General features: G+C 63.4%; 25 protein-coding genes and 1 tRNA gene. 12 read left to right on the plus strand and 14 right to left on the minus strand.

What is annotated here, in order from left to right; all coding sequences use genetic code 11:
* Positions 1–23: 23 nt before the first annotated feature.
* The gene (gene trxA / locus FFI89_RS00405) at positions 24–344 is read left to right on the plus strand and encodes a thioredoxin (RefSeq protein WP_138831901.1); all 321 of its coding nucleotides are present in this window, start codon (positions 24–26) and stop codon (positions 342–344) included.
* Between the two features lie 55 nt (positions 345–399).
* Here trxA and FFI89_RS00410 read toward each other — a convergent pair whose 3' ends face one another.
* From FFI89_RS00410 to rpsA, 10 genes are all read right to left on the minus strand, one after another.
* On the minus strand, positions 400–1,140 hold the full coding sequence (locus FFI89_RS00410; protein ID WP_168212731.1) for a metallophosphoesterase: 741 nt from the start codon (positions 1,138–1,140) through the stop codon (positions 400–402).
* A gap of 53 nt (positions 1,141–1,193) precedes the next feature.
* Positions 1,194–2,534 (minus strand): folylpolyglutamate synthase/dihydrofolate synthase family protein, encoded by a 1,341-nt coding sequence (locus FFI89_RS00415; protein WP_138831902.1) that lies wholly within the window; start codon positions 2,532–2,534, stop codon positions 1,194–1,196.
* A complete protein-coding gene (gene accD / locus FFI89_RS00420; protein WP_138831903.1) occupies positions 2,531–3,472 on the minus strand; it encodes an acetyl-CoA carboxylase, carboxyltransferase subunit beta in 942 nt (313 codons plus the stop codon). The genes FFI89_RS00415 and accD overlap by 4 nt, the downstream gene beginning before the upstream one ends.
* Positions 3,473–3,574: 102 nt before the next feature.
* Positions 3,575–4,411 carry a tryptophan synthase subunit alpha gene (gene trpA / locus FFI89_RS00425; protein ID WP_138831904.1) on the minus strand — a complete coding sequence of 279 codons (837 nt, stop codon included), beginning with the start codon at positions 4,409–4,411 and terminating at the stop codon, positions 3,575–3,577.
* Positions 4,412–4,652: 241 nt separating this feature from the next.
* On the minus strand, positions 4,653–5,870 hold the full coding sequence (trpB, locus tag FFI89_RS00430) for a tryptophan synthase subunit beta (protein WP_092512896.1): 1,218 nt from the start codon (positions 5,868–5,870) through the stop codon (positions 4,653–4,655).
* On the minus strand, positions 5,867–6,526 hold the full coding sequence (locus tag FFI89_RS00435; RefSeq protein ID WP_138831905.1) for a phosphoribosylanthranilate isomerase: 660 nt from the start codon (positions 6,524–6,526) through the stop codon (positions 5,867–5,869). Before FFI89_RS00435 ends, trpB begins: the two co-directional genes overlap by 4 nt.
* A 66-nt stretch (positions 6,527–6,592) precedes the next feature.
* A complete protein-coding gene (locus FFI89_RS00440) occupies positions 6,593–6,985 on the minus strand; it encodes a lipopolysaccharide assembly protein LapA domain-containing protein (protein ID WP_168212732.1) in 393 nt (130 codons plus the stop codon).
* A gap of 137 nt (positions 6,986–7,122) precedes the next feature.
* Positions 7,123–7,428, minus strand: coding sequence for an integration host factor subunit beta (locus FFI89_RS00445; RefSeq protein ID WP_138831907.1), 306 nt, complete (start codon positions 7,426–7,428; stop codon positions 7,123–7,125).
* Between the two features lie 170 nt (positions 7,429–7,598).
* Positions 7,599–8,579 carry a signal peptide peptidase SppA gene (gene sppA / locus FFI89_RS00450; RefSeq protein WP_138831908.1) on the minus strand — a complete coding sequence of 327 codons (981 nt, stop codon included), beginning with the start codon at positions 8,577–8,579 and terminating at the stop codon, positions 7,599–7,601.
* 431 nt (positions 8,580–9,010) lie between these two features.
* The gene (rpsA, locus tag FFI89_RS00455; protein WP_074272187.1) at positions 9,011–10,711 is read right to left on the minus strand and encodes a 30S ribosomal protein S1; all 1,701 of its coding nucleotides are present in this window, start codon (positions 10,709–10,711) and stop codon (positions 9,011–9,013) included.
* A 495-nt stretch (positions 10,712–11,206) separates the two neighbouring features.
* Here rpsA and FFI89_RS34180 point away from each other — a divergent pair, with 495 nt between their 5' ends.
* Positions 11,207–11,374, plus strand: coding sequence for a hypothetical protein (locus FFI89_RS34180; RefSeq protein WP_168212733.1), 168 nt, complete (start codon positions 11,207–11,209; stop codon positions 11,372–11,374).
* Between the two features lie 36 nt (positions 11,375–11,410).
* On the opposite strand, the gene cmk is transcribed toward FFI89_RS34180, so the two are convergent.
* The 3 genes from cmk to aroA are packed head-to-tail and all read right to left on the minus strand — an operon-like array spanning position 11,411 to position 13,806.
* Positions 11,411–12,040 carry a (d)CMP kinase gene (gene cmk, locus FFI89_RS00460; RefSeq protein WP_138831909.1) on the minus strand — a complete coding sequence of 210 codons (630 nt, stop codon included), beginning with the start codon at positions 12,038–12,040 and terminating at the stop codon, positions 11,411–11,413.
* A 6-nt stretch (positions 12,041–12,046) separates the two neighbouring features.
* A complete protein-coding gene (locus FFI89_RS00465) occupies positions 12,047–12,454 on the minus strand; it encodes a hypothetical protein (RefSeq protein WP_138831910.1) in 408 nt (135 codons plus the stop codon).
* 14 nt (positions 12,455–12,468) lie between these two features.
* Entirely contained in the window at positions 12,469–13,806 is a 1,338-nt protein-coding gene (aroA, locus tag FFI89_RS00470; RefSeq protein WP_168212734.1) for a 3-phosphoshikimate 1-carboxyvinyltransferase, read from the minus strand.
* 142 nt (positions 13,807–13,948) lie between these two features.
* Between aroA and FFI89_RS00475 the strand changes: the two genes are divergently transcribed.
* The 3 genes from FFI89_RS00475 to FFI89_RS00485 all read left to right on the plus strand — a co-directional run bounded on the left by FFI89_RS00475 (position 13,949) and on the right by FFI89_RS00485 (position 14,951).
* Positions 13,949–14,368, plus strand: a complete 420-nt coding sequence (locus tag FFI89_RS00475; protein ID WP_138831912.1) for a TIGR02300 family protein — start codon at positions 13,949–13,951, stop codon at positions 14,366–14,368.
* A gap of 64 nt (positions 14,369–14,432) precedes the next feature.
* Positions 14,433–14,508 (plus strand) — tRNA-Ala (locus FFI89_RS00480).
* Positions 14,509–14,711: 203 nt separating this feature from the next.
* Positions 14,712–14,951, plus strand: a complete 240-nt coding sequence (locus tag FFI89_RS00485; protein WP_138831913.1) for a GIY-YIG nuclease family protein — start codon at positions 14,712–14,714, stop codon at positions 14,949–14,951.
* 10 nt (positions 14,952–14,961) lie between these two features.
* On the opposite strand, the gene FFI89_RS00490 is transcribed toward FFI89_RS00485, so the two are convergent.
* Positions 14,962–15,420 carry a MarR family winged helix-turn-helix transcriptional regulator gene (locus FFI89_RS00490; protein WP_138831914.1) on the minus strand — a complete coding sequence of 153 codons (459 nt, stop codon included), beginning with the start codon at positions 15,418–15,420 and terminating at the stop codon, positions 14,962–14,964.
* Positions 15,421–15,588: 168 nt separating this feature from the next.
* Between FFI89_RS00490 and FFI89_RS00495 the strand changes: the two genes are divergently transcribed.
* The 7 genes from FFI89_RS00495 (at position 15,589) to FFI89_RS00530 (ending at position 22,501) form a co-directional block, all read left to right on the plus strand.
* Complete coding sequence (locus FFI89_RS00495; RefSeq protein WP_138831916.1) at positions 15,589–16,014, plus strand: organic hydroperoxide resistance protein; 426 nt, start codon at positions 15,589–15,591, stop codon at positions 16,012–16,014.
* Between the two features lie 154 nt (positions 16,015–16,168).
* Positions 16,169–17,374, plus strand: coding sequence for a CaiB/BaiF CoA-transferase family protein (locus FFI89_RS00500; RefSeq protein WP_138831918.1), 1,206 nt, complete (start codon positions 16,169–16,171; stop codon positions 17,372–17,374).
* Positions 17,375–17,578: 204 nt separating this feature from the next.
* Positions 17,579–18,892, plus strand: a complete 1,314-nt coding sequence (gene ugpB, locus FFI89_RS00505; protein ID WP_138831920.1) for a sn-glycerol-3-phosphate ABC transporter substrate-binding protein UgpB — start codon at positions 17,579–17,581, stop codon at positions 18,890–18,892.
* Between the two features lie 63 nt (positions 18,893–18,955).
* Positions 18,956–19,837 carry a sn-glycerol-3-phosphate ABC transporter permease UgpA gene (gene ugpA, locus FFI89_RS00510; protein WP_138831922.1) on the plus strand — a complete coding sequence of 294 codons (882 nt, stop codon included), beginning with the start codon at positions 18,956–18,958 and terminating at the stop codon, positions 19,835–19,837.
* On the plus strand, positions 19,837–20,685 hold the full coding sequence (gene ugpE, locus FFI89_RS00515) for a sn-glycerol-3-phosphate ABC transporter permease UgpE (protein ID WP_138831924.1): 849 nt from the start codon (positions 19,837–19,839) through the stop codon (positions 20,683–20,685). The genes ugpA and ugpE overlap by 1 nt, the downstream gene beginning before the upstream one ends.
* 16 nt (positions 20,686–20,701) lie before the next feature.
* Positions 20,702–21,793 carry a sn-glycerol-3-phosphate import ATP-binding protein UgpC gene (locus FFI89_RS00520; protein ID WP_138831926.1) on the plus strand — a complete coding sequence of 364 codons (1,092 nt, stop codon included), beginning with the start codon at positions 20,702–20,704 and terminating at the stop codon, positions 21,791–21,793.
* A gap of 282 nt (positions 21,794–22,075) precedes the next feature.
* On the plus strand, positions 22,076–22,501 hold the full coding sequence (locus FFI89_RS00530) for an Hsp20 family protein (protein ID WP_028347911.1): 426 nt from the start codon (positions 22,076–22,078) through the stop codon (positions 22,499–22,501).
* The last annotated feature ends 49 nt before the right edge of the window (positions 22,502–22,550 follow it).

A 22,550-nucleotide genomic window follows, 5' to 3' on the forward strand; every position in this document is an offset into this window, starting at 1 on the left:
ATCCAAACGAACGAGGTACTCCCATGGCCGTTGGCAAGGTTTCAGACGCCGATTTCGAAGCCGAAGTGCTCAAGGCGACCGGCCCGGTCGTGGTCGATTTCTGGGCTGAATGGTGCGGACCCTGCCGCATGATCGCACCCGCGCTCGACGAGATTTCCGGCGCGATGGGCGACAAGGTCAAGATCGTCAAGCTGAACGTCGACGAGAGCCCGAAGACGGCCTCGAAATACGGCGTGATGTCGATCCCGACCCTGATGATCTTCAAGGGCGGCGAGATGGCCTCGCGCCAGGTCGGTGCCGCGCCGAAGCAGAAGCTGCAGCAGTGGATATCGGCTGCGGTGTGATGGCTCACACAATCGTTGTGATGAAAACGGCCGGCTCATCGCCGGCCGTTTTGTTTTACCCGATCCATCCCGTCGCCAGCGCGTTCGCCAGTTCCGCCTGACCCCTCTGCCGCGCCAGATCGGCCATTGCAGCGTGATCGTAGGGCACATGCCGGAACGTCACGCGCCATTCACCGCCGATCCCTTCAAGGATCGCGTAGCGCGCGTCCGGCGTGCCGGCCTCCATGACATGCGGATACGGATGGGTGTCGCGATAACCGGGCGAGCCGACGCTGCCGGGATTGACGATCAGGCGGCCGTCGCGAAGCCGGACCGCGCGGGCGACATGGGTGTGGGCACAGAGGATCAGCGATTGCGTGATCCCCTTGGCCCGCTCCTCGATCGCGTCGAGCGGCGACATCCGCACGGCGCCGTCGGGCTGCACCGTCTCCAGCCAGTAGATCTCGTCATGGTTGGGCGTGGCGTGGCAGAGAAACACCCGGTCGCGAAACACGGCTGTCTTCGGCACCGCGCGCAGCCAGTCGAGATGACCGGCATCGAGCTGCGCGTGGGCCGGCCGGTCCCATGACCCCATCTTCTCCGGCGGCCGGTCGATCAGATAGCGGTCATGGTTGCCGAGCACGTGCACGGCGCCGAGCGCCATCAGGATGTCCATGGTGCGCCGCGCGTCGAGCGGGCCGCTCGCCATGTCGCCGAGGTTGACGATGTCGTCGATACCCTGTGCGCGAAGATCGGCCAGCACGGCTTCCAGCGCGAGATAGTTTCCGTGCACGTCGGCAATCGCGGCAAAACGCATGGTGATTCCAGTCATTGAAAGGGCGAACGCGCCCCGGGTGCGGCGCCGATATCCTATGCAGGCGGCGTGCCGTTCAATGCCAGCACGTGGCCCGCGAGGTAGAGCGAGCCCGTGATCAGGATACGCGGCGGAATTTCATAGGCGAGGCGCGACAGCGTCTGCAAAGCGGCTTCGATGCTGGCGGCATTCTCCACGCGCATGCCGAGCGCGCGCGCGGCATCCGCCAGCCGGTCCGGCGGCATCGCGTTGCCGCGGCCGGGAATCGGCACCGTCATGATGTGGCGCGTCAGCCCGGCGAAATTGGCAAGGAAGGCACCGGCATCCTTGTTCGCCATCATGCCCGCGATCACGACGAGCGGGCGAGACACCCGTTCCTCGAGATCGCCGAGTGCTGCGGCCGTGACGCGGCCGCCCTCGGCATTGTGGCCGCCGTCGAGCCAGATCTCGCAACCCGGCGGTCCCTGATCGGCCAGCGCGCCCGCGACCAGGCGCTGCATCCGCGCCGGCCATTCGGCGTTGACGATACCGGCCTCGAACGCCGGCATCCCGATCTTGAACGCATCGATCGCACGCAAGGTCGCAATCGCGAGCCCGGCATTGTCGAACTGATGCCGCCCGAACAACTTTGGCGCCGCCAGATCCATCAGGCCGCGCTCGTCCTGATAGACCAGCCGGCCGCGCTCGACGCTGACATGCCATTGCTGGCCGGCCGCGTGCAGCGGCGCGCGCATGCGGTTAGCCTGCGCTTCGATTACCGCCATCACTTCCGGCGCCTGCTCGGCGCAAACCACCGGCACGTTGCGCTTGATGATGGCGGCCTTCTCGCCGGCGATCGCGGTCAGCGAATTGCCGAGAAACTCGGTGTGATCCATGCTGACCGGCGCGATGACGGCAGCCAGCGGCGCCTCGATCACATTGGTGGAATCGAGCCGGCCGCCGAGCCCGACCTCCAGCAACACGACATCGGCCGGATGCCGCGCAAACAGACAAAATGCTGCGGCGGTCTCGATTTCGAAGATCGTGACCGGCTCGCTTTTGTTGGCCCGCTCGCAATGTTCGAGCGTCCCGCGCAACTCGTCATCGTCCACCAGCACGCCGCCACTGTGGCGACCCAGGCGAAAGCATTCGTTGATCCGCACCAGATAGGGCGACGTGAAAACGTGGACGCGCAAGCCGGCGGCTTCGAGGATCGCGCGCAGATAGGCGACGGTCGAGCCCTTGCCGTTGGTGCCCGCGACATGGATGACCGGCGGCAGCCGGCGCTCGGGATGATCGAGCGCCGCCAGCAGCCGGTGCATGCGATCGAGGCTGAGATCGATTTGCCGCGGATGAAGGGCCGACAGCCGCGCGATCAACTGATCGAGCGGTTGGGATTTGGCGGCAGGCACGTTCACGCGTGGGGGGCGGCCGGCACCGCATCCGGCGCATGGACGATCTGGGCCGGATCGGTGACCTGCGGCGTGGGTTTGGAGACCACTTCGATCGCCGGCGATTTGGTCAGCAGGCGGCAGAGCCTGGCCAATGTGGGACGCATTTCGTGGCGATGCACCACCATGTCGACCATGCCGTGGTCGCGCAGATATTCGGCACGCTGAAAACCTTCGGGCAATTTCTCGCGAATGGTCTGTTCGATCACGCGCGCGCCGGCGAAACCAATCAGCGCGCCGGGCTCGGCGATCTGCACGTCGCCGAGCATGGCATAGGACGCGGTGACGCCGCCGGTGGTCGGATTGGTCAGCACCACGATGTAGGGCAGCTTCGCCTCACGCAGCATCTGTACGCCGACGGTACTACGCGGCATCTGCATCAGCGACAGGATACCCTCCTGCATCCGGGCACCGCCGGAGGCCGCAAACACGATGAACGGCGATTTCTTTTCGACCGCGAGCTCCATCCCGCGCACGATCGCTTCGCCCGCGGCCATGCCGAGCGAGCCGCCCATGAAATCGAAATCCTGCACGGCGACAACGACACCGGCGCCTTCCAGCTTGCCGTAGCCGACCTTGACGGCGTCGTTCAGCCCGGTCTTGGCGCGCGCATCCTTGATGCGGTCGGCGTATTTGCGTTCGTCACGGAATTTCAGCGGGTCGGCGGTCACGTCGGGCAGCGCGATGTCGTACCAGGTCTCGTTGTCGAACACCGATTTCAGCCGCGCCGCCGCGCCCATGCGCATGTGGTAGTTCGAGCCGGGGATCACGAACTGGTTGGCCTCGACGTCCTTGTAGAAGACGAGCTGCCCGGAATCCGGGCACTTGATCCACAAATTTTCCGGCGTCTCGCGCCGCAGGATGCTGCGGATTTTCGGCCGGACGACATTGGTGAGCCAATTCATGTTTCGCTCCGAAATGCGGTTGGACGCATCAGTGAGAGTATATGGCGGCCCGGACCGAGCCCGGCAAGCCGCTGATTAACGCCTGTTTCCACGCAATTGGGCTTATTCTGCGGCCTGCTTCGCTCCCCGCACGCCCTGCGCCAGCGCGGCAACGAGGTCGGCAACCGCGGTGACGGTTTTGGAGGTTGCGCGGCCCTCAGCGTCGAGGCTGCCGCACAAGGCATCGACCAGCGCGGTGCCGACCACGGCGCCATTGGCGTTCTCGGCGATCGCCCGCGCCGCTTCCGGGGTGCGGATGCCGAAGCCGACACAAACCGGCAGCTTGGTATGCCGCTTGATACGGGTGACGGCTTCGCCGACGACGCCGGAATCGGCGCTGGCGCTGCCGGTGATACCGGTGATCGCGACGTAATAGACAAAGCCCGACGTGTTTGCGAGCACCGCGGGCAGGCGCTTGTCGTCGGTGGTCGGCGTCGCCAGGCGGATGAAATTGAGTCCCGCCTTCATCGCCGGCAGGCAGAGTTCGGTGTCTTCTTCCGGCGGCAGGTCGACGATGATCAAACCGTCGACGCCGGCGGTCTTTGCATCCACCAGGAATTTATCGACGCCGTAGATATAGATCGGATTGTAATAGCCCATCAGCACCAGCGGCGTGGTGTTGTCGTCCTTGCGGAACGCACGCACCATCTCCAGCGTCTTCTTCAGGGTCATGCCGGCCTTCAACGCGCGCAAGCCCGCCGCCTGGATCGACGGTCCGTCGGCCATCGGATCGGTAAACGGCATGCCGATCTCGATGATGTCGGCGCCGGCCTTCGGCAGCGCCTTGATCACGTCGAGCGACGTCTTCGGATCGGGATCGCCGGCCATCAAAAAGGTAACGAAAGCCGAGCGGCCCTGCTTGGCGAGTTCGGCAAAGCGTGCGTCGATACGGGTGGTCATGGAGCGATACCTGAAATGCTGTGGCTCTTGCCGAGGCCTTCATGCGCGGAGAGACCCCCACCCCACCCCTCCCCCGCAAGCGGGAGAGGGGGCAGAGCTTGCCGTGTCGATAGTCTGTGCAAAACACCCGGCCGCCATGTAACCGAGACTCGCGCAACATACTCGGTGGATCCCCTCTCCCGCTTGCGGGGGAGGGTTAGGGTGGGGGTGCTCAATCCGAACTCGATGCCAGTTGCGACCCTCACTTCTTCTTGCCCTTCAGGATGTCGCCGACCTGCGGCACGTCCTTGTCGCCGCGGCCGGAGAGGTTGACCACCATCAGATGATCCTTCGGCCGCTTCGGCGCGAGATCCATGACTTTGGCGATGGCGTGCGCCGGCTCCAGCGCGGGGATGATGCCTTCCAGCCGCGACAGCAGTTGAAACGCCGCCAGCGCCTCGTCGTCGGTCGCCGAAAGATAAGTGACGCGGCCGGTCTCGTGCAGCCAGGAATGCTCGGGGCCGATGCCGGGATAATCCAGCCCCGCCGAGATCGAATGCGCGTCCTGGATCTGGCCGTCGTCATCCATCAAGAGATAGGTGCGGTTGCCGTGCAGCACGCCCGGCCGGCCGCCCGCGATCGACGCCGCATGCAGTTGCGTCAGGCCATGACCGGCGGCCTCGACGCCAAAGATTTCGACGGAGGGATCGTCGAGGAAGGGATGAAACAGGCCCATCGCATTGGAGCCGCCGCCGATGCAGGCGATCAGCGAATCCGGCAAGCGCCCCTCGGTCTCCTGCATCTGCTTGCGGGTCTCGATGCCGATGATCGACTGGAAGTCGCGCACCATCATCGGATAGGGATGCGGGCCCGCGACGGTGCCGATGCAGTAGAAGGTGTTGTGCACATTGGTGACCCAGTCGCGCAGCGCGTCGTTCATCGCGTCCTTTAGCGTGCGCGAGCCCGACTGCACCGGTACCACCTTGGCACCCAGCATTTCCATGCGGATGACGTTGGGCTGTTGCCGTTCGACGTCGACCGCGCCCATGTAGACGATGCATTCGAGCCCGAACCGCGCGCACAGCGTCGCGGTCGCGACGCCATGCTGGCCGGCGCCGGTCTCGGCGATGATGCGCTTCTTGCCCATGCGGCGCGCGACCATGATCTGGCCGAGCACGTTGTTGACCTTGTGCGAGCCGGTATGATTGAGCTCTTCACGCTTGAAGTAGATTTTTGCGCCGCCGAGATGCTCGGTCAGGCGCTCGGCGAAATAGAGCGGCGACGGCCGGCCGACATAGTCCTTGAGATAGCCGTTCATCTCCGCCTGGAATGACGGATCGGCCTTGGCGTCGGCATAGGCCTTTTCGAGATCGAGGATCAGCGGCATCAGCGTTTCCGCGACAAAGCGGCCGCCGAAGATGCCGAAATGCCCGCGTTCGTCGGGACCGCTGCGGAAGGAATTGGGCAGGTTTGGATTCATCGGACCATCAGTTCTTCGCTTGAGCGCGCGGCGCGAATAAATTTGAGGATCATCTCGGGATCCTTGTGACCCGGCGACCTCTCGACGCCGGAGGATACGTCAACGCCGCCGGCGCGGGTGACGCGAACGGCCTCCGCGACATTGTCGGGGTTAAGCCCGCCCGAAACCATGAAGGGCAGCTTGAGATCGAGCTTTTCCAGCACATGCCAGTCGAACACGGCGCCCAGCCCGCCGGGACGGGTGGCGTCCTTTGGCGCGCGGGCGTCGAACAGGATGCGGTCGGCAACCCCGGCAAAGCCCGGCAGCACGGCGAGGTCGGCGGAGGTCTCGACCGCGATCGCCTTCATGACCGGCAGGCCGAACTTCGCCTTGACGTCGCGCAGCCGCGCGATGGTTTCCTTGCCGTGCAATTGCAGCAGATCCGGTTGCAGGGTCTCGACGATATTGGAAAGCGTCGCATCGTCGGCATCGACCGTCAGCGCCACCTTGGCGGCCCGGCCCTTGGCTTGCTTGCCTAGCTCACGCGCGGTTTCGAGGCTGAGGTGCCGCGGCGACGGCGGGAAGAACACGAAACCCACCATGTCGGCGCCAGCCCCGAGCGCGACGTCGAGCGTCTCGCGCGTGGACAGGCCGCAAATTTTGACAAGCAGGGACATGGTCTCTCGGGGGCGGATTTCGGGCCGCCATTTTAAGGGCTTGGAACGGAGCTCAGGGGGCGGGTTCTACAACGTCGCGCCCTGCTTGTCTCGCCCGGAAGCCCCGTAAATCCCGCGCTGGGCCGGCGCCGGAAGCTGCTGCGGCTGGCCCCGGGAAGCCGCCGCCGCAGCCCGCAAATCGGCTGTTTCGGCCCGGGCCCTGCGGGCATCGGCCTCGTATAGACGCGCCGCGCGGCGCCAGTGGCGCTGCCGGAACCAGGTCGCGACGCCGCCCGCCGCCACCCCCAGAATGGCGACCACAATGATCACCACGAACAGCGGCAGCGTCACCGCGAGCGAGGGGTTGACGGAATTGAACGGATCGAACGACACCGTCACCAGGTGGCGATTGGCGACCGCGAAGACGATGAAGATGAGACCTAAGGGTATGACGACCAGCGCCGTGAAAAACTTTCGCATGACCATCTCTCGTCGTGATGGAGATCGGCGGGCCCAAGTCTCGTAGGGTTCACTCGTAGGCTTCGTCTCGCAGGGTTCGTCAGGTTCCGCAACACGGCTTCAGATCGTCTGGGCCCCAAGGAAGCTTTACGGGAGCCTTACGCGCCGGCCTCCGGCGAGCCCCCGTCGCGGTTCAGCCGCTCACGCATTTCCTTGCCGGTCTTGAAGAACGGGACGCTCTTCTGGTCGACCGGCACATGCGCGCCGGTACGCGGATTGCGCCCCGCACGCGCCGGACGATGCTTGACCGAGAAAGCGCCGAACCCGCGCAGCTCGACACGGTCGCCGCGCGCCAAAGCCGCCACGATCTCATCGAGGATCGCGTTCACAATGTTCTCCACATCCCGCTGATAGAGATGCGGGTTGTGCTCGGCGATGCGCTGAACAAGCTCGGATTTGATCATCGAAATTGGGATCCACGGTCGTGCGAGTATCCATTTCCGTGAAAATGCCTTGAACTGTCAAGACGCTAAATCAATTTAGAGCATCGCGAAATGACGTGACAAACCGTCCGGAAGGGGATTTGGGCGATGCTCGCAATGCGGGAGAACCGTGCCGGGCGGCTCCCACAGGTTCAATTGGAGCCGGCGGGCCGCCACAAGGCCAGCATCCCGTCGAGCCTGAGCTGATCGACCGCCTGCGCGACGCCGGCCTGCTCGATTTGCCGCGCGACGGAGCCCAGGCCGAGGGCATCGAGCGTAATGGAAGCGGCGGTTCGCAGGAACGTCAGGTCGCCAAACCGGGGGCTGAGCTTGTAGTCACGCACCGGCAGATCGCTTTTGATCTTCTTTTCGGCGACCAGCCAGGCAACGGCGGCTTTTTCATCGCCAAGCTGATCGATCAGCTTCAGTTCCACCGCCTGGCGGCCGGTGAAAACACGCCCGTCCGCGACTTTTTCGAGCAACGCGTCGTCCATGCCGCGTCGTTCCTTCACGAGGCCGCGGAACCAGGCGTAGGAGTCCTTCACCAGCGAGTCGAGAGCGGCACGCGCTTCCGGGCTGGTCGGCTCAAACCCGTTGGGCGCAGCCTTTAGCGGGGAGGATTTCACTTCCTCGACCTTGACGCCGACGGTCTTCAGCAGCTCGCTGAAATTCGGGAATTGAAACAGTACGCCGATCGAACCGACCAGCGAACTCTGCTGGGCGATGATGCGATCGGAGGCCATCGCCGCGATATAGCCGCCGGACGCGGCCAGCCCCTCCACCACCACGACCAGCGGCTTCTTGGCCTTCAGGCGCACCAGCGCGTCATACAGTTGCTCGGAGCCGGCCGTGGTGCCGCCGGGCGAATTGATATGCACGATGACGGCAGCGGCCTGCGACTTCTCCAGCCGCTCCAGCGCCTCGACGCGTTCCAGGTCGCTGCGGATCAGCCCCTCGATGTTGATGCGCGCGATCGAGCCCGACGAGGTCAGCGAAGCGCGACCGCCCGGCGTCGCGATCACGCCGACGGCGGCGACCGCCGCGATCGCGACCACGGCGGCGAAGACGCGCCAGAAGGTCAGCTTGCGGCGGATTCTGCGGCGATCGACGATCACATCCGAATCGAGCGACATCGAAATTCTCCTGAAATATCCCGCGCGTTTTGCATCCGCAGCGCTAGCGAACCGTTATCCAGATACATCAATTGCGATGCAATATGAAGAAAACAAGACCCCTTCGTCTTCCTTCTCCCATCGAAGTCGGATCTATCCGACTTCGACATATTAGGATGCCCAACTCGGGTATACCCGAGTTGGGATGGGAGAAGGTGGCATAGGCGGCCAAGGCCGCCGTTCTTAAGAACGCCGATGCTTTGCATCGGCTATGGACGCGAAGCGGCAGCGAGACGGATGAGGGGTCTGTCTCCGCGGATAGAGACCCTCATCCGGCGCTACGCGCCACCTTCTCCCACAAGGGGAGAAGGGAAGATGGCACCACCACTCCCCCCAAACAAAAAGGCCCCGGTCGAAACCGGGGCCTGATGGTTGGACAATAAGCCTTACGCTTACTTGTCGCGGTTCTTGAGGGCGGTGCCGAGAATGTCGCCCAGCGTCGCTCCCGAATCGGAGGAGCCGTACTGCGCGATGGCTTCCTTCTCTTCGGCAACTTCCAGCGCCTTGATCGAGACCTGCACCTTGCGGGCCTTCTTGTCGAACTGGATCACGCGGGCATCGACCTTCTCGCCGACGGCGAAACGTTCGGCGCGCTGATCGTTGCGATCACGGGCGAGTTCGGAGCGCTTGATGAAGGTGGTGAAGTCGGTGCCCGAGATCTTCACCTCGATGCCGGCTTCCTTCACTTCGAGCACTTCGCAAGTCACGACCGCGCCCTTCTTGACGTCGCCAGGCTCCGCGAAGGGGTCGCCTTCGAGCTGCTTGACGCCGAGCGAGATGCGTTCCTTTTCGACATCGACGTCGAGCACCACGGCCTTGACCATGTCGCCCTTCTTGAAGTTGTCGATGACCTGTTCGCCCGGAAGCTTCCAGTCGAGGTCGGACAGATGGACCATGCCGTCGACGTCGCCTTCGAGGCCCAAGAAAAGTCCGAACTCGGTCTTGTTCTTGACTTCGCCTTCGACGGTCGAGCCGACCGGGAACTTCTCGACGAAGACTTCCCAGGGATTGCGCATGGTCTGCTTGAGACCGAGCGAGATACGGCGCTTGACCGAATCGACTTCGAGAACCTGCACTTCGACTTCCTGCGAGGTCGAAACGATCTTGCCGGGGTGCATGTTCTTCTTGGTCCACGACATTTCCGAGACGTGGATCAGGCCTTCGATGCCCGGCTCCAGTTCGACGAACGCGCCGTAGTCGGTGATGTTGGTGACGCGGCCGGTGAAGCGCGCGTTCAGCGGGTACTTCGCCTCGATGCCCTGCCACGGATCGTCCAGCAACTGCTTCATGCCGAGCGAAATGCGGTGGGTCTCGTGGTTGATCTTGATGATCTTGACCTTCACGGTCTGGCCGATGGTGAGCACTTCGGTCGGGTGATTGACCCGGCGCCAGGCGATATCGGTGACGTGGAGCAGGCCGTCGATGCCGCCGAGATCAACGAACGCACCGTAATCGGTGATGTTCTTGACCACGCCGTCGATCACCTGACCCTCTTCGAGGTTCTGCACCAGCTCCTGGCGCTGCTCGGCGCGGGTCTCTTCGAGAACCGTGCGGCGCGACACCACGATGTTGCCGCGGCGGCGATCCATCTTCAGAATTTGGAACGGCTGCGAGTTGTTCATCAGCGGCGCGACGTCGCGGATCGGCCGGATGTCGACCTGCGAGCGCGGCAGGAACGCAACGGCACCGTCGAGGTCGACCGTGAAGCCGCCCTTGACCTGGTTGAAGATGACGCCGTGAACCTTCTCGTTGTTGTTGAAGGCCTTCTCGAGCTTGCCCCAGCTTTCCTCGCGGCGCGCCTTGTCGCGCGACAGCACGGCTTCGCCGAGCGCATTCTCGATCCGGTCGAGGAATACCTCGACTTCGTCGCCGACCTTGAGATCGCTTTCGCGGCCGGGTCCTGCGAACTCGCGCAGCGCCACGCGGCCTTCGGTCTTCAGGCCGACGTCGATGACGGCCATGTCCTTTTCAATTGCAACTACCTTGCCCTTGATGACGGAGCTTTCCTGCAAATTGCCGCCGGCGAAGGACTCGTCCAGCATCGCAGCGAAATCGTCGCGGGTAGGATTATAAGAAGCAGCAGTCGAAGCCATTTGTTCTCCAGATGCGGGGATCGCCGGCCATTCGGGTTAAGGGGCATATCGCGCGTGAAGTGTCAGGGATCCGCAAACCCTGACGACCGCTGTTTGCGGGAGGCGCAAAAGCGGGCCGGCAGCTTGCCTGCACGTTCGATACGTTGATTTATCCGGAGCCTGAAATACCGACTTCAAGAACCTGGAGCGGGACATTCCTCCAATGACGGCAGGGGCTAAAACCGCCTGCCGGCCCGCTCGGACAGCCCTGATCTCATCGATGGCGGCGCCGGATGGCGTGGATATAGCGCCAAGGCCCATTTTCGGCAAGCTGGAAATGGCCGATTCACGGGCCTTCAAGGCTGCCAGGGATCGGGCCGCCCGAGCATTAACCGCCTGTTTCAACGGCTTGTTGACCGCATTCCGCAAAAGCCCACGCCCCGGGCTGTTGCGGAACCCGGCCTTAAGCACGGCCCCACACAATGGCACCGTTATAAAAACAGGGGGAGTACCGCTATGAAGAGCTTTATCGTGCTGACGGCGATCGCCGTCCTGACCGTCGGAAATGCCATTGCCGCGATGCCCGGCGCCGCCGGCTCCATGCGCACCATCTCTGCCGACCAGCCGATCGTGAGCATGGCCGAACAGGAACTGCCGTTCGACCGCTACTGGTCCAAGAATTGATCAAGAATTGATCGGGCACTGATCCCGCGCGGGCGCCTAGCGCCTGGCGAGCACAGCCTCGACGATCGCGATGGCGGCGCGAACGCCGCCTTCGATGTCGAGATTTGAATTATCCAGGATATGCGCGTCGGCGGCCGCCTTCAGCGGGGCCGCCGCGCGATTCCGGTCCCGCTCGTCGCGGCGGATGATATCGGCCAGCACCAATGCCTCGTCGGCGGCTTCGCCCCGCCCGCGCGCTTCGAGCGTGCGACGGCGGGCGCGCACCTCTGGGTCCGCGACGACAAAAATCTTCACATCGGCGTTCGGGCAGATCACCGTTCCGATATCGCGCCCGTCGAGCACGGCGCCGGGCGGATCGGCCGCGAACTGGCGCTGAAAGCTGACCAGCGCCTCGCGCACGCCGGGAATCGCCGACACCACCGACGCGGCATCGCCGATCCGTTGCGACTTCAGTTCGGGATGGCCGAATTTCGTGGGGTCGAGCGCCATCGCGGCGGCCACTGCCCGCGCTTCGTCGGTCAGCTCGAACCCCTGATCCAGCAACATCTTGGCGACCGCGCGGTAAATCACGCCGGTGTCGAGGTGGCGATACCCGTAATGCTGGGCGAGCCGCTTGCCGAGCGTGCCCTTGCCGGACGCCGCCGGTCCGTCGATGGCGATGATCATGCTGACCTATGAATGAGATGGACGAAGGCCGCGCGCCCGTCGCAGCGGCCGTTCTTCGGTGAAAATATTGCGCGACGCAAACTCGGCGGGACTGCTGAAGCTCAGAAACTCCCGCACGGCGTCAGTCGGATTGGCCACGGTAAACCACGGCTGATCAAGGTACCGCGCGCGATCGCAAACCCAGTGTGGCACACGACCCAGCTTTCGCTGTTTTGCCAGATATTCAGCCATCGCGCCGACCAAGGCATCCAGTTTTTTATCGCCCGTCAACGCTGGCTCCTGCTCGATTGTCATGTAGCGCGTCTCACTCGTAGGTGCGAGGTCGAATGTCTCGACAAATTGCGCTAGCGAAACGTCCTGCAAAGCTCCGCCCTGAATTCTCGCAACGGCCTCGGCGAGCGTTTTCGGGCGCATCAAATTCTCCGTTGCTAGGAAAACTCGGCCCCGAGCGATCGCATCATCGGGATGAAATCCGGGAAAGAAGTGGCGATGAAGGCGGTGTCGTCGACCTTGACCGGCTTGTCGGATGCAAGTCCCATCACCAGCGCCGACATCGCGATGCGGTGATCCATGTGGGTGGCGACGATGCCGCCGCCCGGCACATGTCCGCGGCCCTCGACGATCAGATCGTCACCGGAAACCTCGACCTTGACGCCGTTGACGCGCAGCATGTCGGCGGTCGCTTCCAGACGGTCGGATTCCTTGACGCGCAATTCCTGCAGGCCGCGCATGATGGTGGTGCCTTCGGCGAACGCGGCCGCGACGGCCAGCACCAGATATTCGTCGATCATCGAGGGCGCACGCTCCGGCGGCACCTCGACGCCGCGCAGTTTGGAAGCGCGCACGCGCAATTGCGCCATCGGCTCGCCGGCATCGCCGCGGACCTCGCTTTCCTCGATCGACGCGCCCATCTCGCGCAGCGTCGTAAAGAGTCCGGTGCGCAGCGGGTTGGTCATGACGTCGGAAAACACGATGTCGGAGCCTTCGACAATCAGCGCCGCCACGATCGGGAACGACGCCGACGACGGATCCGCAGGCACCACGACCTCGGCGCCGTGCAGCTCGGGCTGGCCGGTGAGCGCGATTCGGCGACCGTGGCTGCCTTCATTGGTCGAGACGATCTGCGCGCCGAAATGCTTCAGCATCAGTTCGGTGTGGTCGCGACTGGCTTCCTGCTCGATCACGGTGGTGACACCCGGTGCTGCGAGCCCCGCCAGCAGCACCGCCGATTTGATCTGGGCGGAGGCGACCGGCGTCCGGTACAGGATCGGCAGCGGATCCCGGGCGCCATGCAGCGTCAGCGGCAGGCGGCCGCCCTCCCGGGCCTCGCCGGTTTTGGCGCCCATCAGTTCGAGCGGATCCAGTATCCGCCGCATCGGACGGGTGCGGAGCGAGGCGTCGCCGTCAAAAACCGCCGTAATCGGGCAGCCGGCCACCGCCCCCATCACCAACCGGCATCCGGTGCCGGAATTGCCGAAATCAAGCGGGGCGACCGGCTGGGCGAAGCCCGCGACGCCAACGCCCCGCACCGACCAGGCAAACGGGCCGGTCCGCTCCACCTTGGCGCCCAGCGCCTGCATCGATTTGGCGGTATTGAGGACGTCTTCGCCCTCAAGCAGCCCTGAAATCCTGGTTTCGCCGACCGACAGCGCCCCCAGGATGAGGGCCCGGTGCGAAATCGACTTGTCGCCGGGAACGCGGACTTTACCGGTGAGGGCGCCACTGGAGCGGGATTCCAGCGGGGTTGGGGCGGTTGAATGGGTCAAGATTGTGTCCTCTGCGCCGGGGGCAGTATCACATGGGCCACACGGCGTCACGCGGCCGTCAAATGCTTCAAACCGCTATTGACACCAGCCCCTCAACTAGCCAAGTGAAGCACCGTTTTTCAGAATTTCCCAGGATCCACACGTGGCCAAATCCGATCTCGGAACCAAACGTATTTGCCCGACGACGGGTAAGAAGTTCTATGACCTGAACAAGAGTCCGGTGATTTCGCCGTACACCGGCGAGGTTGTGCCGATTGCACCGGTGGCACCGCCGCGGGCTGCCCGTGGCGATGCCGCGCGCGCCGCGGCTGCGGCCAATGCCGCCGCCGATACGCCTGAGCCCGCAGAGGCCGAGGAATTGGTGTCGCTGGAAGAGGCCGACGCCGAGGAGAACACCGGCAAGGTCAAGGCCGTGGTTCCCGAATCGGAAGACGATATCGAGATCGACGAGACCATCGAAGACGATGACGACGACGATTCCACCTTCATTGCCGACGAGGAAGAGGGTGACGAGGACGTTACCGACATCATTGGTGATGTCGGCGGCGACGAAGAGACTTGAGATCGGCCCTGAACTGTGGTTGAGGGTCATGCCCGCACGCTGATTTGAGGCGCTGCGATTCTACGGGGCCATAGCTCAGCTGGGAGAGCGCTTGCATGGCATGCAAGAGGTCGGCGGTTCGATCCCGCCTGGCTCCACCACGCTTCGCCCTTCGGGCTTCGCGTGGCGCAGCCACGAGATGCCCGAAGGGTGAAGCGTGGTGCCCGGCGTAGCCCAAAGGGCGAAGACGGGCTGGTAATCCCAACAATCCCGTTTAGTCTCGCTGACGGTTTCAGTCAGTGCGGCTTCGCGCGGCGCCGCGGAAACGTAAGCTGATTTCGCCTTCGAACATGCACGGACGCAGATGTGGTACGTCTACATCATCCGAAGCGTCAATTTCCCCGATCAGGAATACGTTGGCGCCACCGCGGATTTGAAGCGGCGGCTACCGGAACACAATGCCGGCAAATCCGCGCACACGGCCAAATTCAAGCCCTGGGAATTGGTGTGGTACTGCGCCTTCCCGGACAAGTACAAAGCGCTGGCCTTCGAAAAATACCTGAAATCGCACTCCGGGCGCGCCTTCGCCAAAAAACGCCTCTGAGACGCCCCCCCTATTCCCCCAGCGCCGCATTCAACCGGTCGCGCAGTGCGACGATATCATTCTTGATCGCCGACAATTCCCCGAGCGAGCAGGCCGACCTCGCGAGGATTCCTTCCGGCACCGCCCTGGCTTTTTCCTTGAGCGCCTGCCCCTTCGGCGTCAGCGCGATCAGCACCTGGCGTTCGTCCTCGGTGCTGCGGGTGCGCTTGATGAGTTCGGCCGCCTCCAGTCGCTTCAGCAGCGGCGTTAGCGTCCCCGAATCCAGAAACAGCCGCTCGCCGATATCCTTCAGCGGCACGTCATCGCGCTCCCACAGCACCAGCATGACCAGATATTGCGGATAGGTGAGGCCGAGGCGATCGAGCAGCGGCTTGTAGACGCGGTTGAACGCATGGGCGGTCGAATAGACCGCGAAGCAGATTTGATTGTCCAGTTGCAGCGGCCAGTCCGCCGCCTGTTTCCGTGCCATGTATAGTCCTCGAGCAGCCGATCAGCCTTGCGCCCCATTCTGGGGCAGGTCGCCCCGGTATTCAATTGCGAACAATTAAATGTGAGCCAACTGATTTTTACATTGCACACAATCTAATTGTCTGCAATATATATCTCACCGAAACGGCCAACCAAAGGGAGACCCACCATGTCCGTGAACGTGCTCTACAAGACCAGCGCCAAGGCAACCGGCGGCCGCGATGGCAGCGCCGCGACCCTCGACGGATCGCTCAACGTCAAGCTCACCACCCCGAAGGAACTCGGCGGCGGCGGTGGCGTCGGCAACAATCCCGAGCAGCTGTTCGCGGCCGGTTACGCCGCCTGCTTCATCGGCGCGATGAAATTCGTCGCCTCCCAGGGCGGCCCCAAGGTACCTGCGGACGCCTCGGTGACCTCCACGGTCGGCATCGGCCCCCGTTCGGCCGGCGGCTTTGGCCTCGACATCGACCTCGCCGTCTCGCTGCCCGGCCTCGCTCGCGCCGATGCGGAAGCCCTGGTCGAGAAAGCCCATCACGTATGCCCCTATTCCAACGCCACGCGCGGCAATGTGGATGTGCGCCTGACGGTTGTGTAACGACATCCGGGATGGCCCGCCGCAGATAGCGGCGGGCCATTTTCCGCGCGGCGGGCACGCCCGTCATGCGCCCGTGCGCGCGAAGCCATTGCCGCCACGCGCGAAGACCGCTAGCTCAGGAATTCCATTCTCACCTTGAGCGAAGGTTCTTTCCATGAGTTCTGAAGCGGCTCCCGGCGCGATGACCGGACTGCGCGTGATCGATCTCACGCGCGTCCTGGGCGGCCCCTATTGCACGCAAATCCTGGCCGACCACGGCGCCGACGTGATCAAGGTCGAACCGCCGGCCGGCGACGAAGTGCGCGACTGGGGCCCTCCGTTCCACGACGAAGACGCGGCCTATTTCGTCGGCATCAACCGCAACAAGCGTTCGATCGGGCTCGACCTCGCTTCCGAGGGCGGACGCGCGGTGCTGATGAAGATGCTGGAGACCGCCGACGTCCTGATCGAGAATTTCAAGCCGGGCACGCTCGACAAATGGGGCATCGGCAACGACGTGCTGCGCGCGAAATTTCCAAAGCTGGTGCACTGCCGGATTTCCGGCTTCGGCGCCGACGGCCCGCGCGGCGGCAATCCCGGCTATGACGCGATCATCCAGGCCATGACCGGCATGATCGCCGCGACCGGCTCGCCGGAAAGCGGCCCGATGCGCATCGGCGTTCCCCTCGTCGACATCACCACCGGGCTCTACGCGGCGATCGGCATCCTGATGGCGTTGTCGGAGCGGCAGCGATCCGGCCTCGGACAGTTTCTCGAAACCACGCTGTATGAAACCGGCCTTGCGATCATGCATCCGCATGCCGCGAATTATTTCATGCACGGCAAGCCGCCGGGCCTGACCGGCAACGAGCATCCCAACCTGGTGCCGTACGCGATCTTTCCGACCAAGACCGACAACATCTTCATCGGCGTCGGCAATGACGGCACCTTCCGCAAGCTGGCCAAGGAGGTCGGCAAGCCCGAACTCGGCACCGATCCGCGCTTTGCCCGCAACAAGGACCGCATCGCCAACCGCGACGCGCTGCGCGCCGAACTCGCGGCGGTGTTCAGCCAGTACGAGGCCGAACTGCTGTGCAATCGCCTGCTGGCGGCGGGACTGCCGGCAGGTCCGGTGCAGAAGATCGATCAGGCCCTGACCAATCCGCACACCGTCCACCGCGGCGACGTCATCGCCAAGGATTGGTACAAGGGGGTCGCCTCCCCGATCCGGCTCGACCGGACCAAGGCGAACCTGCGCCGCACACCGCCGAAATTCAGCCAGCACACCGCCGAGGTTCTGGGCGAATTCGGCTACTCCAAAAGCGAGATCGAGGCCCTGGTTACCAAGGGCGCGGTCTGTGGTGCCGAGCGCAAGCGCTGATGTATCCTCGTCCCGGCCTTATGCGCAATTGCGCATCGGGAGCCGGGACGAGCGGGATAGCGTCCCCTGCCCTTCGCCTATTTGACGGCTTCCCTTGCCGCACGCTTTCCCAATACCATCGTTTCGCTTATACGGTCATTTGTACGTCATCCGGCGCTGTTATCGCGCGAAACGAAGGTGGCGACCCCAACCCGGAGGAATTTGATGGCACTTCGACAATTCAGCGCAGCCGCGGCAGTCACTGTTGCGCTGGCGCTCGCAACGCCTGCTTACGCTGTGACCGAGATCCAGTGGTGGCACGCGATGACCGGCGGCAACAACGACGTCGTCAACAAGCTCGCGGAAGACTTCAACGCCAGCCAGACCGAGTACAAGGTCGTCCCGTCCTTCAAGGGCAGCTACGCTGACACCATGAATGCCGGCATCGCGGCGTTCCGCGCCGGCAACGCACCGCATATCATGCAGGTGTTCGAGGTCGGCACCGCCACGATGATGAGCGCCACCGGCGCCATCAAGCCGGTCTATCAGCTGATGAAGGACGCCGGCGAACCGTTCGACCCCAAGGCCTACCTGCCGACGATCACCGGCTACTACTCGACCTCGAAGGGCGACATGCTGTCGTTTCCCTTCAACTCTTCCTCGATGGTGATGTGGATCAACAAGGACGAGCTGAAGAAGGCCGGCATTGCCGTGATTCCGAAGACCTGGCCGGAAGTGTTCGATGCCGCCAAGAAGCTGAAGGCGGCGGGGCATGCGACCTGCGGCTTCTCCAACGCCTGGGCGACCTGGGCCCATATCGAGCAGTTCTCGGCCTGGCACAACGTGGCGATCGGCAGCAAGGCTAACGGTCTCGATGGGTTTGACACCGAGTTGAAGTTCAACTCGCCGCTGCACGTTAAGCACCTGCAGAACCTGATCGACCTGCAAAAGGACAAGACCTACGATTACGGCGGCCGCGCCAACGCCGGTGAAGCCCGGTTCGGTTCGGGCGAATGCGCGATCTTCCTGACTTCCTCGGGCTACTACGGGACCGCCAAGGGCACCGCCAAATTCGATTTCACCTCGGCGCCGATGCCCTATTATCCCGATGTGGCCGGAGCTCCGCAGAACTCGATCATCGGCGGCGCCTCGCTGTGGGTGATGGGTGGCAAGAAGCCCGAAGAATACAAGGGCGTGGCGAAGTTCTTCGCGTTCCTTTCCGACACCGACCGCCAGGTCAAGCTGCACCAGGAATCCGGCTACCTGCCGATCACCAAGGCGGCCTATGAAAAGACCAAGGCGTCCGGCTTCTACGAAAAGAACCCCGCGCTCGAAACGCCGCTGAAGGAGCTGACCAACAAGGAGCCGACGGAAAATTCCCGCGGCCTGCGCTTCGGCAACATGGTGCAGATGCGCGACGTCTGGGCCGAGGAAATGGAAGCGGCCCTTGCCGGAAAGAAAACCGCAAAGGAAGCACTGGACGCGGCGGTCGCGCGTGGCAACGCCATGTTGCGGACGTTCGAAAAGACGGCAAAGTAACGACGGACAAAGCTCCCTCTCCGTCCGGAGAGGGAGCATCTCTCGCATCATACAGCGTCCTGAATGGAAAAGTCTGTCGTCTTCAACAACAAGCTGCTTCCATGCCTGCTGCTGGTGCCGCAGCTCATCATTACATTCGTATTTTTCTACTGGCCGGCCAGCCAGGCGGTTTGGCAATCCTTCCTGCGCGAGGACGCCTTCGGGCTGACCTCCGAATTCGTCGGCCTGGAAAATTACCAGTCCCTGTTCGTGCAGCCCGAATATTACGCATCGATGCTGACGACGCTGATTTTCTCGTCGCTGGTCGCGGTGCTGTCGCTCTCGATCGCGCTGTTGTTCGCAACCCAGGCCGACAAGAACCTGAAGGCCGCCTCGGTCTACAAGACCTTCATGATCTGGCCCTACGCCGTGGCACCGGCGGTGGCCGGCGTGCTGTGGTTCTTCATGTTTCATCCCTCGCTCGGCACGCTGGCGCGGCCGCTGCGCTGGATGAATTTCGACTGGAATCCGCTGCTGAACGGCAACCACGCCATGATCCTGGTGGTGATGGCCGCGGTGTGGAAGCAGATCTCCTACAATTTCCTGTTCTTCCTGGCCGGGTTGCAGTCGATTCCCAAAAGCGTCATTGAAGCCGGCGCGATCGACGGCGCCGGCCCGATGCGGCGGTTCTGGACCATCATCTTTCCGCTGCTGTCACCGACCACGTTCTTCCTGCTGGTCGTCAACATCGTCTACGTCTTCTTCGATACGTTCGGCATCATCGACGCCGTCACCGGCGGCGGCCCGGCCGGCACCACCACCACCATGGTCTACAAGGTCTATGCGGACGGACGGCTCGGCGGCGACCTCGGCGGTTCGGCCGCGCAGTCGGTGGTGCTGATGGTGATCGTGATCGCGCTGACCGCGATCCAGTTCCGCTATGTCGAGCGCAAGGTGCAGTACTGATGGTCGAGCACCGCCCGCTCAACGACATCATTGCCTACGCGATCCTGACGCTCGGCGTCTTCATCGTCGCCTTTCCGGTCTATCTGGCGCTGATCGCATCCACCCACGACGCCGCGACCGTGGTCGGCGGCAACATGCCGCTGCGGCCCGGCGGTCATGCGCTGGAGAATTACTATCGCGCGGTGTTTGTCGGCGGCTCGCGCACCAGCCGCGAGCCGGTCGGCCATCTGCTGCTCAATTCCTTCATCTCCGCCACCGGCATCGCCGTGGGCAAGATCTTCATTTCGATCCTGTCCGCCTATGCTGTGGTCTATTTCCGCTTTCCGCTCCGCAAGACCGCGTTCTGGATCATCTTCATCACGCTGATGCTGCCTGTCGAGGTGCGCATCTACCCGACCTACAAGGTGGTCGCCGACCTGCACATGCTCGACACCTATGCCGGTCTGATCCTGCCGCTGATCGCCTCCGCCACCGGCACGCTGCTGTTCCGGCAGTTCTTCATGACGGTGCCCGAGGAGCTGCTGGAAGCATCGCGCATCGACGGCGCGGGTCCGTTCCGGTTTTTCTGGGATACGCTGCTGCCGCTGTCGGTCACCACGATCTCGGCCCTGTTCGTGATCCAGTTCATCTATGGCTGGAACCAGTATCTGTGGCCGCTTTTGATTACCACGCAGGATTCGATGCAGACCATCGTCACCGGCATCAAGAAGATGCTGACGACGACCGACGAACTGGCCGAATGGCAGCTCGCGATGGCAACCGCCATTCTGGCGATGCTGCCGCCGGTCGCCGTCGTCGTGTTCATGCAGCGGTTGTTTGTGCGTGGTCTGGTCGAGACGGAGAAGTGAAGATGGCGAGTGGCGAATGGCGAATGTAACGCTGCGCAACGTCCGCAAGACCTATGCCGGTGGCTTCGAGGCCATCAAGGGCATCGATTTCGACGTCGGCGACGGCCAGTTCTGCGTGCTGGTCGGCCCGTCCGGCTGCGGCAAGTCGACGTTGCTGCGCATGGTCGCGGGGCTCGAAACCATATCCGGCGGCGAGATCGATATCGGCGGGCGCATCGTCAACCAGGTCGAGCCGGCCGAACGCGACATCGCGATGGTGTTCCAGAACTACGCGCTCTATCCGCACATGACCGTCTACAACAACATGGCCTATGGCCTGCGCAACCGCGGCATGAAGGAGCCCGAGATCGACACCCGCGTGCAGGAAGCCGCGCGCATTCTCGAACTCGGCGCCATGCTCGACCGCAAGCCGCGGCAATTGTCCGGCGGCCAGCGCCAGCGCGTGGCGATGGGCCGCGCGATCGTGCGCCAGCCAAAGGTGTTTCTGTTCGACGAGCCGCTGTCGAACCTCGACGCCAAGCTGCGCATCGCGATGCGGGTCGAGATCCGCAAACTGCAGCGCCGCCTGAGCACGACCTCGATCTACGTCACCCACGACCAGCTCGAGGCGATGACGCTGGCCGACATCCTTGTCGTCATGAACGGCGGCCAGGTCGAACAGATCGGCAATCCGCTCGACATCTACCAGAAGCCCGCGACCACCTTCGTCGCTTCCTTCATCGGCGCCCCGCCGATGAACCTGATGCCGTTGCGATCGGATGAACTCAAATCGCAACTGGCCGGCGACAACCGCCTCAACGAGGCCGGCATCCTCGGAATCCGGCCCGAGGATTTTGTGATTTCAAGCGAGAATGCCGCCGGCGGCGTGGCGCTCGGCCTCACCGTGGAAGCGATCGAGCGCGTCGGCGCCGAAACCTTCATCTACGGCACGCGGCAAAAGGACGTGCAGGGCATCGCCGCCAACCCCGGCGAACTGCCGCCCGGCGAGGTGATCGTGCGCATTCCGGGTGCGATCGGGCCTGCCATCGGCGAGCGAATCAGGGCGGTGGCGACCCCCGACAAGTTGCATCTGTTTACCGCCGATGGCCGCAAGCGGGTTGAGGGGTAGCTCTGTCATTCCGGGATGGTCCGAAGGACCAGACCTCAGATGCGCAATTGCGCATCAGGGAATCTCGAGATTCTAGGATGTGCAATTGCACATCCTAGTTCGCTTCGCGCCCCCGAATGACAGCTAGGTAATCCCGCCGCGGCTGATTTACGCAGTTTCCAGAGCCACTTGAAGCCTCCTCGAATCACCCCCATATTGTTCGTTGACCGGACGGCAAACCCGCCTGCCGGTTGCATGGGGCGCCGTAAGGGCCCCTCAAAGTCGCTTCGAGAGGACTTTGTAATGTCTCGTGTTCCTTCGTTATCCAGTCCGTTCCTGCTTGGGTTCGACGAAATCGAGCGTGCGCTCGACCGCGTCGTCAAAGGCGCCGACGGTTATCCTCCCTACAACATCGAGCGCTGCGATCGCGCCAACGGCCAGCCCGAACGGCTGCGCATCACGTTGGCGGTGGCGGGATTTACCCGCGACCAACTCGATGTAACGATTGAGGAAAACCAGCTCGTGATCCGGGGCCGCCAACAGGACGACAAGGCCCGGCAATACATCCATCGCGGCATCGCCGCGCGCCACTTCCAGCGCACGTTCGTGCTGGCAGAGGGGATGCAGGTGCTGGGCGCGGATCTGAAAAACGGGCTGTTGTCGATCGATCTTGCCAGGCCGGAACCTGAGCGGGTCGTTAAGACAATCGCTATCAATGAGCACGAATAATAGGAACCAGTAGCGGACTCGACCGCTTAATCTGACGAAGGAGTCGAGA

This window comes from Bradyrhizobium sp. KBS0727 (assembly GCF_005937885.2).
Taxonomy (GTDB): Bacteria; Pseudomonadota; Alphaproteobacteria; order Rhizobiales; family Xanthobacteraceae; genus Bradyrhizobium.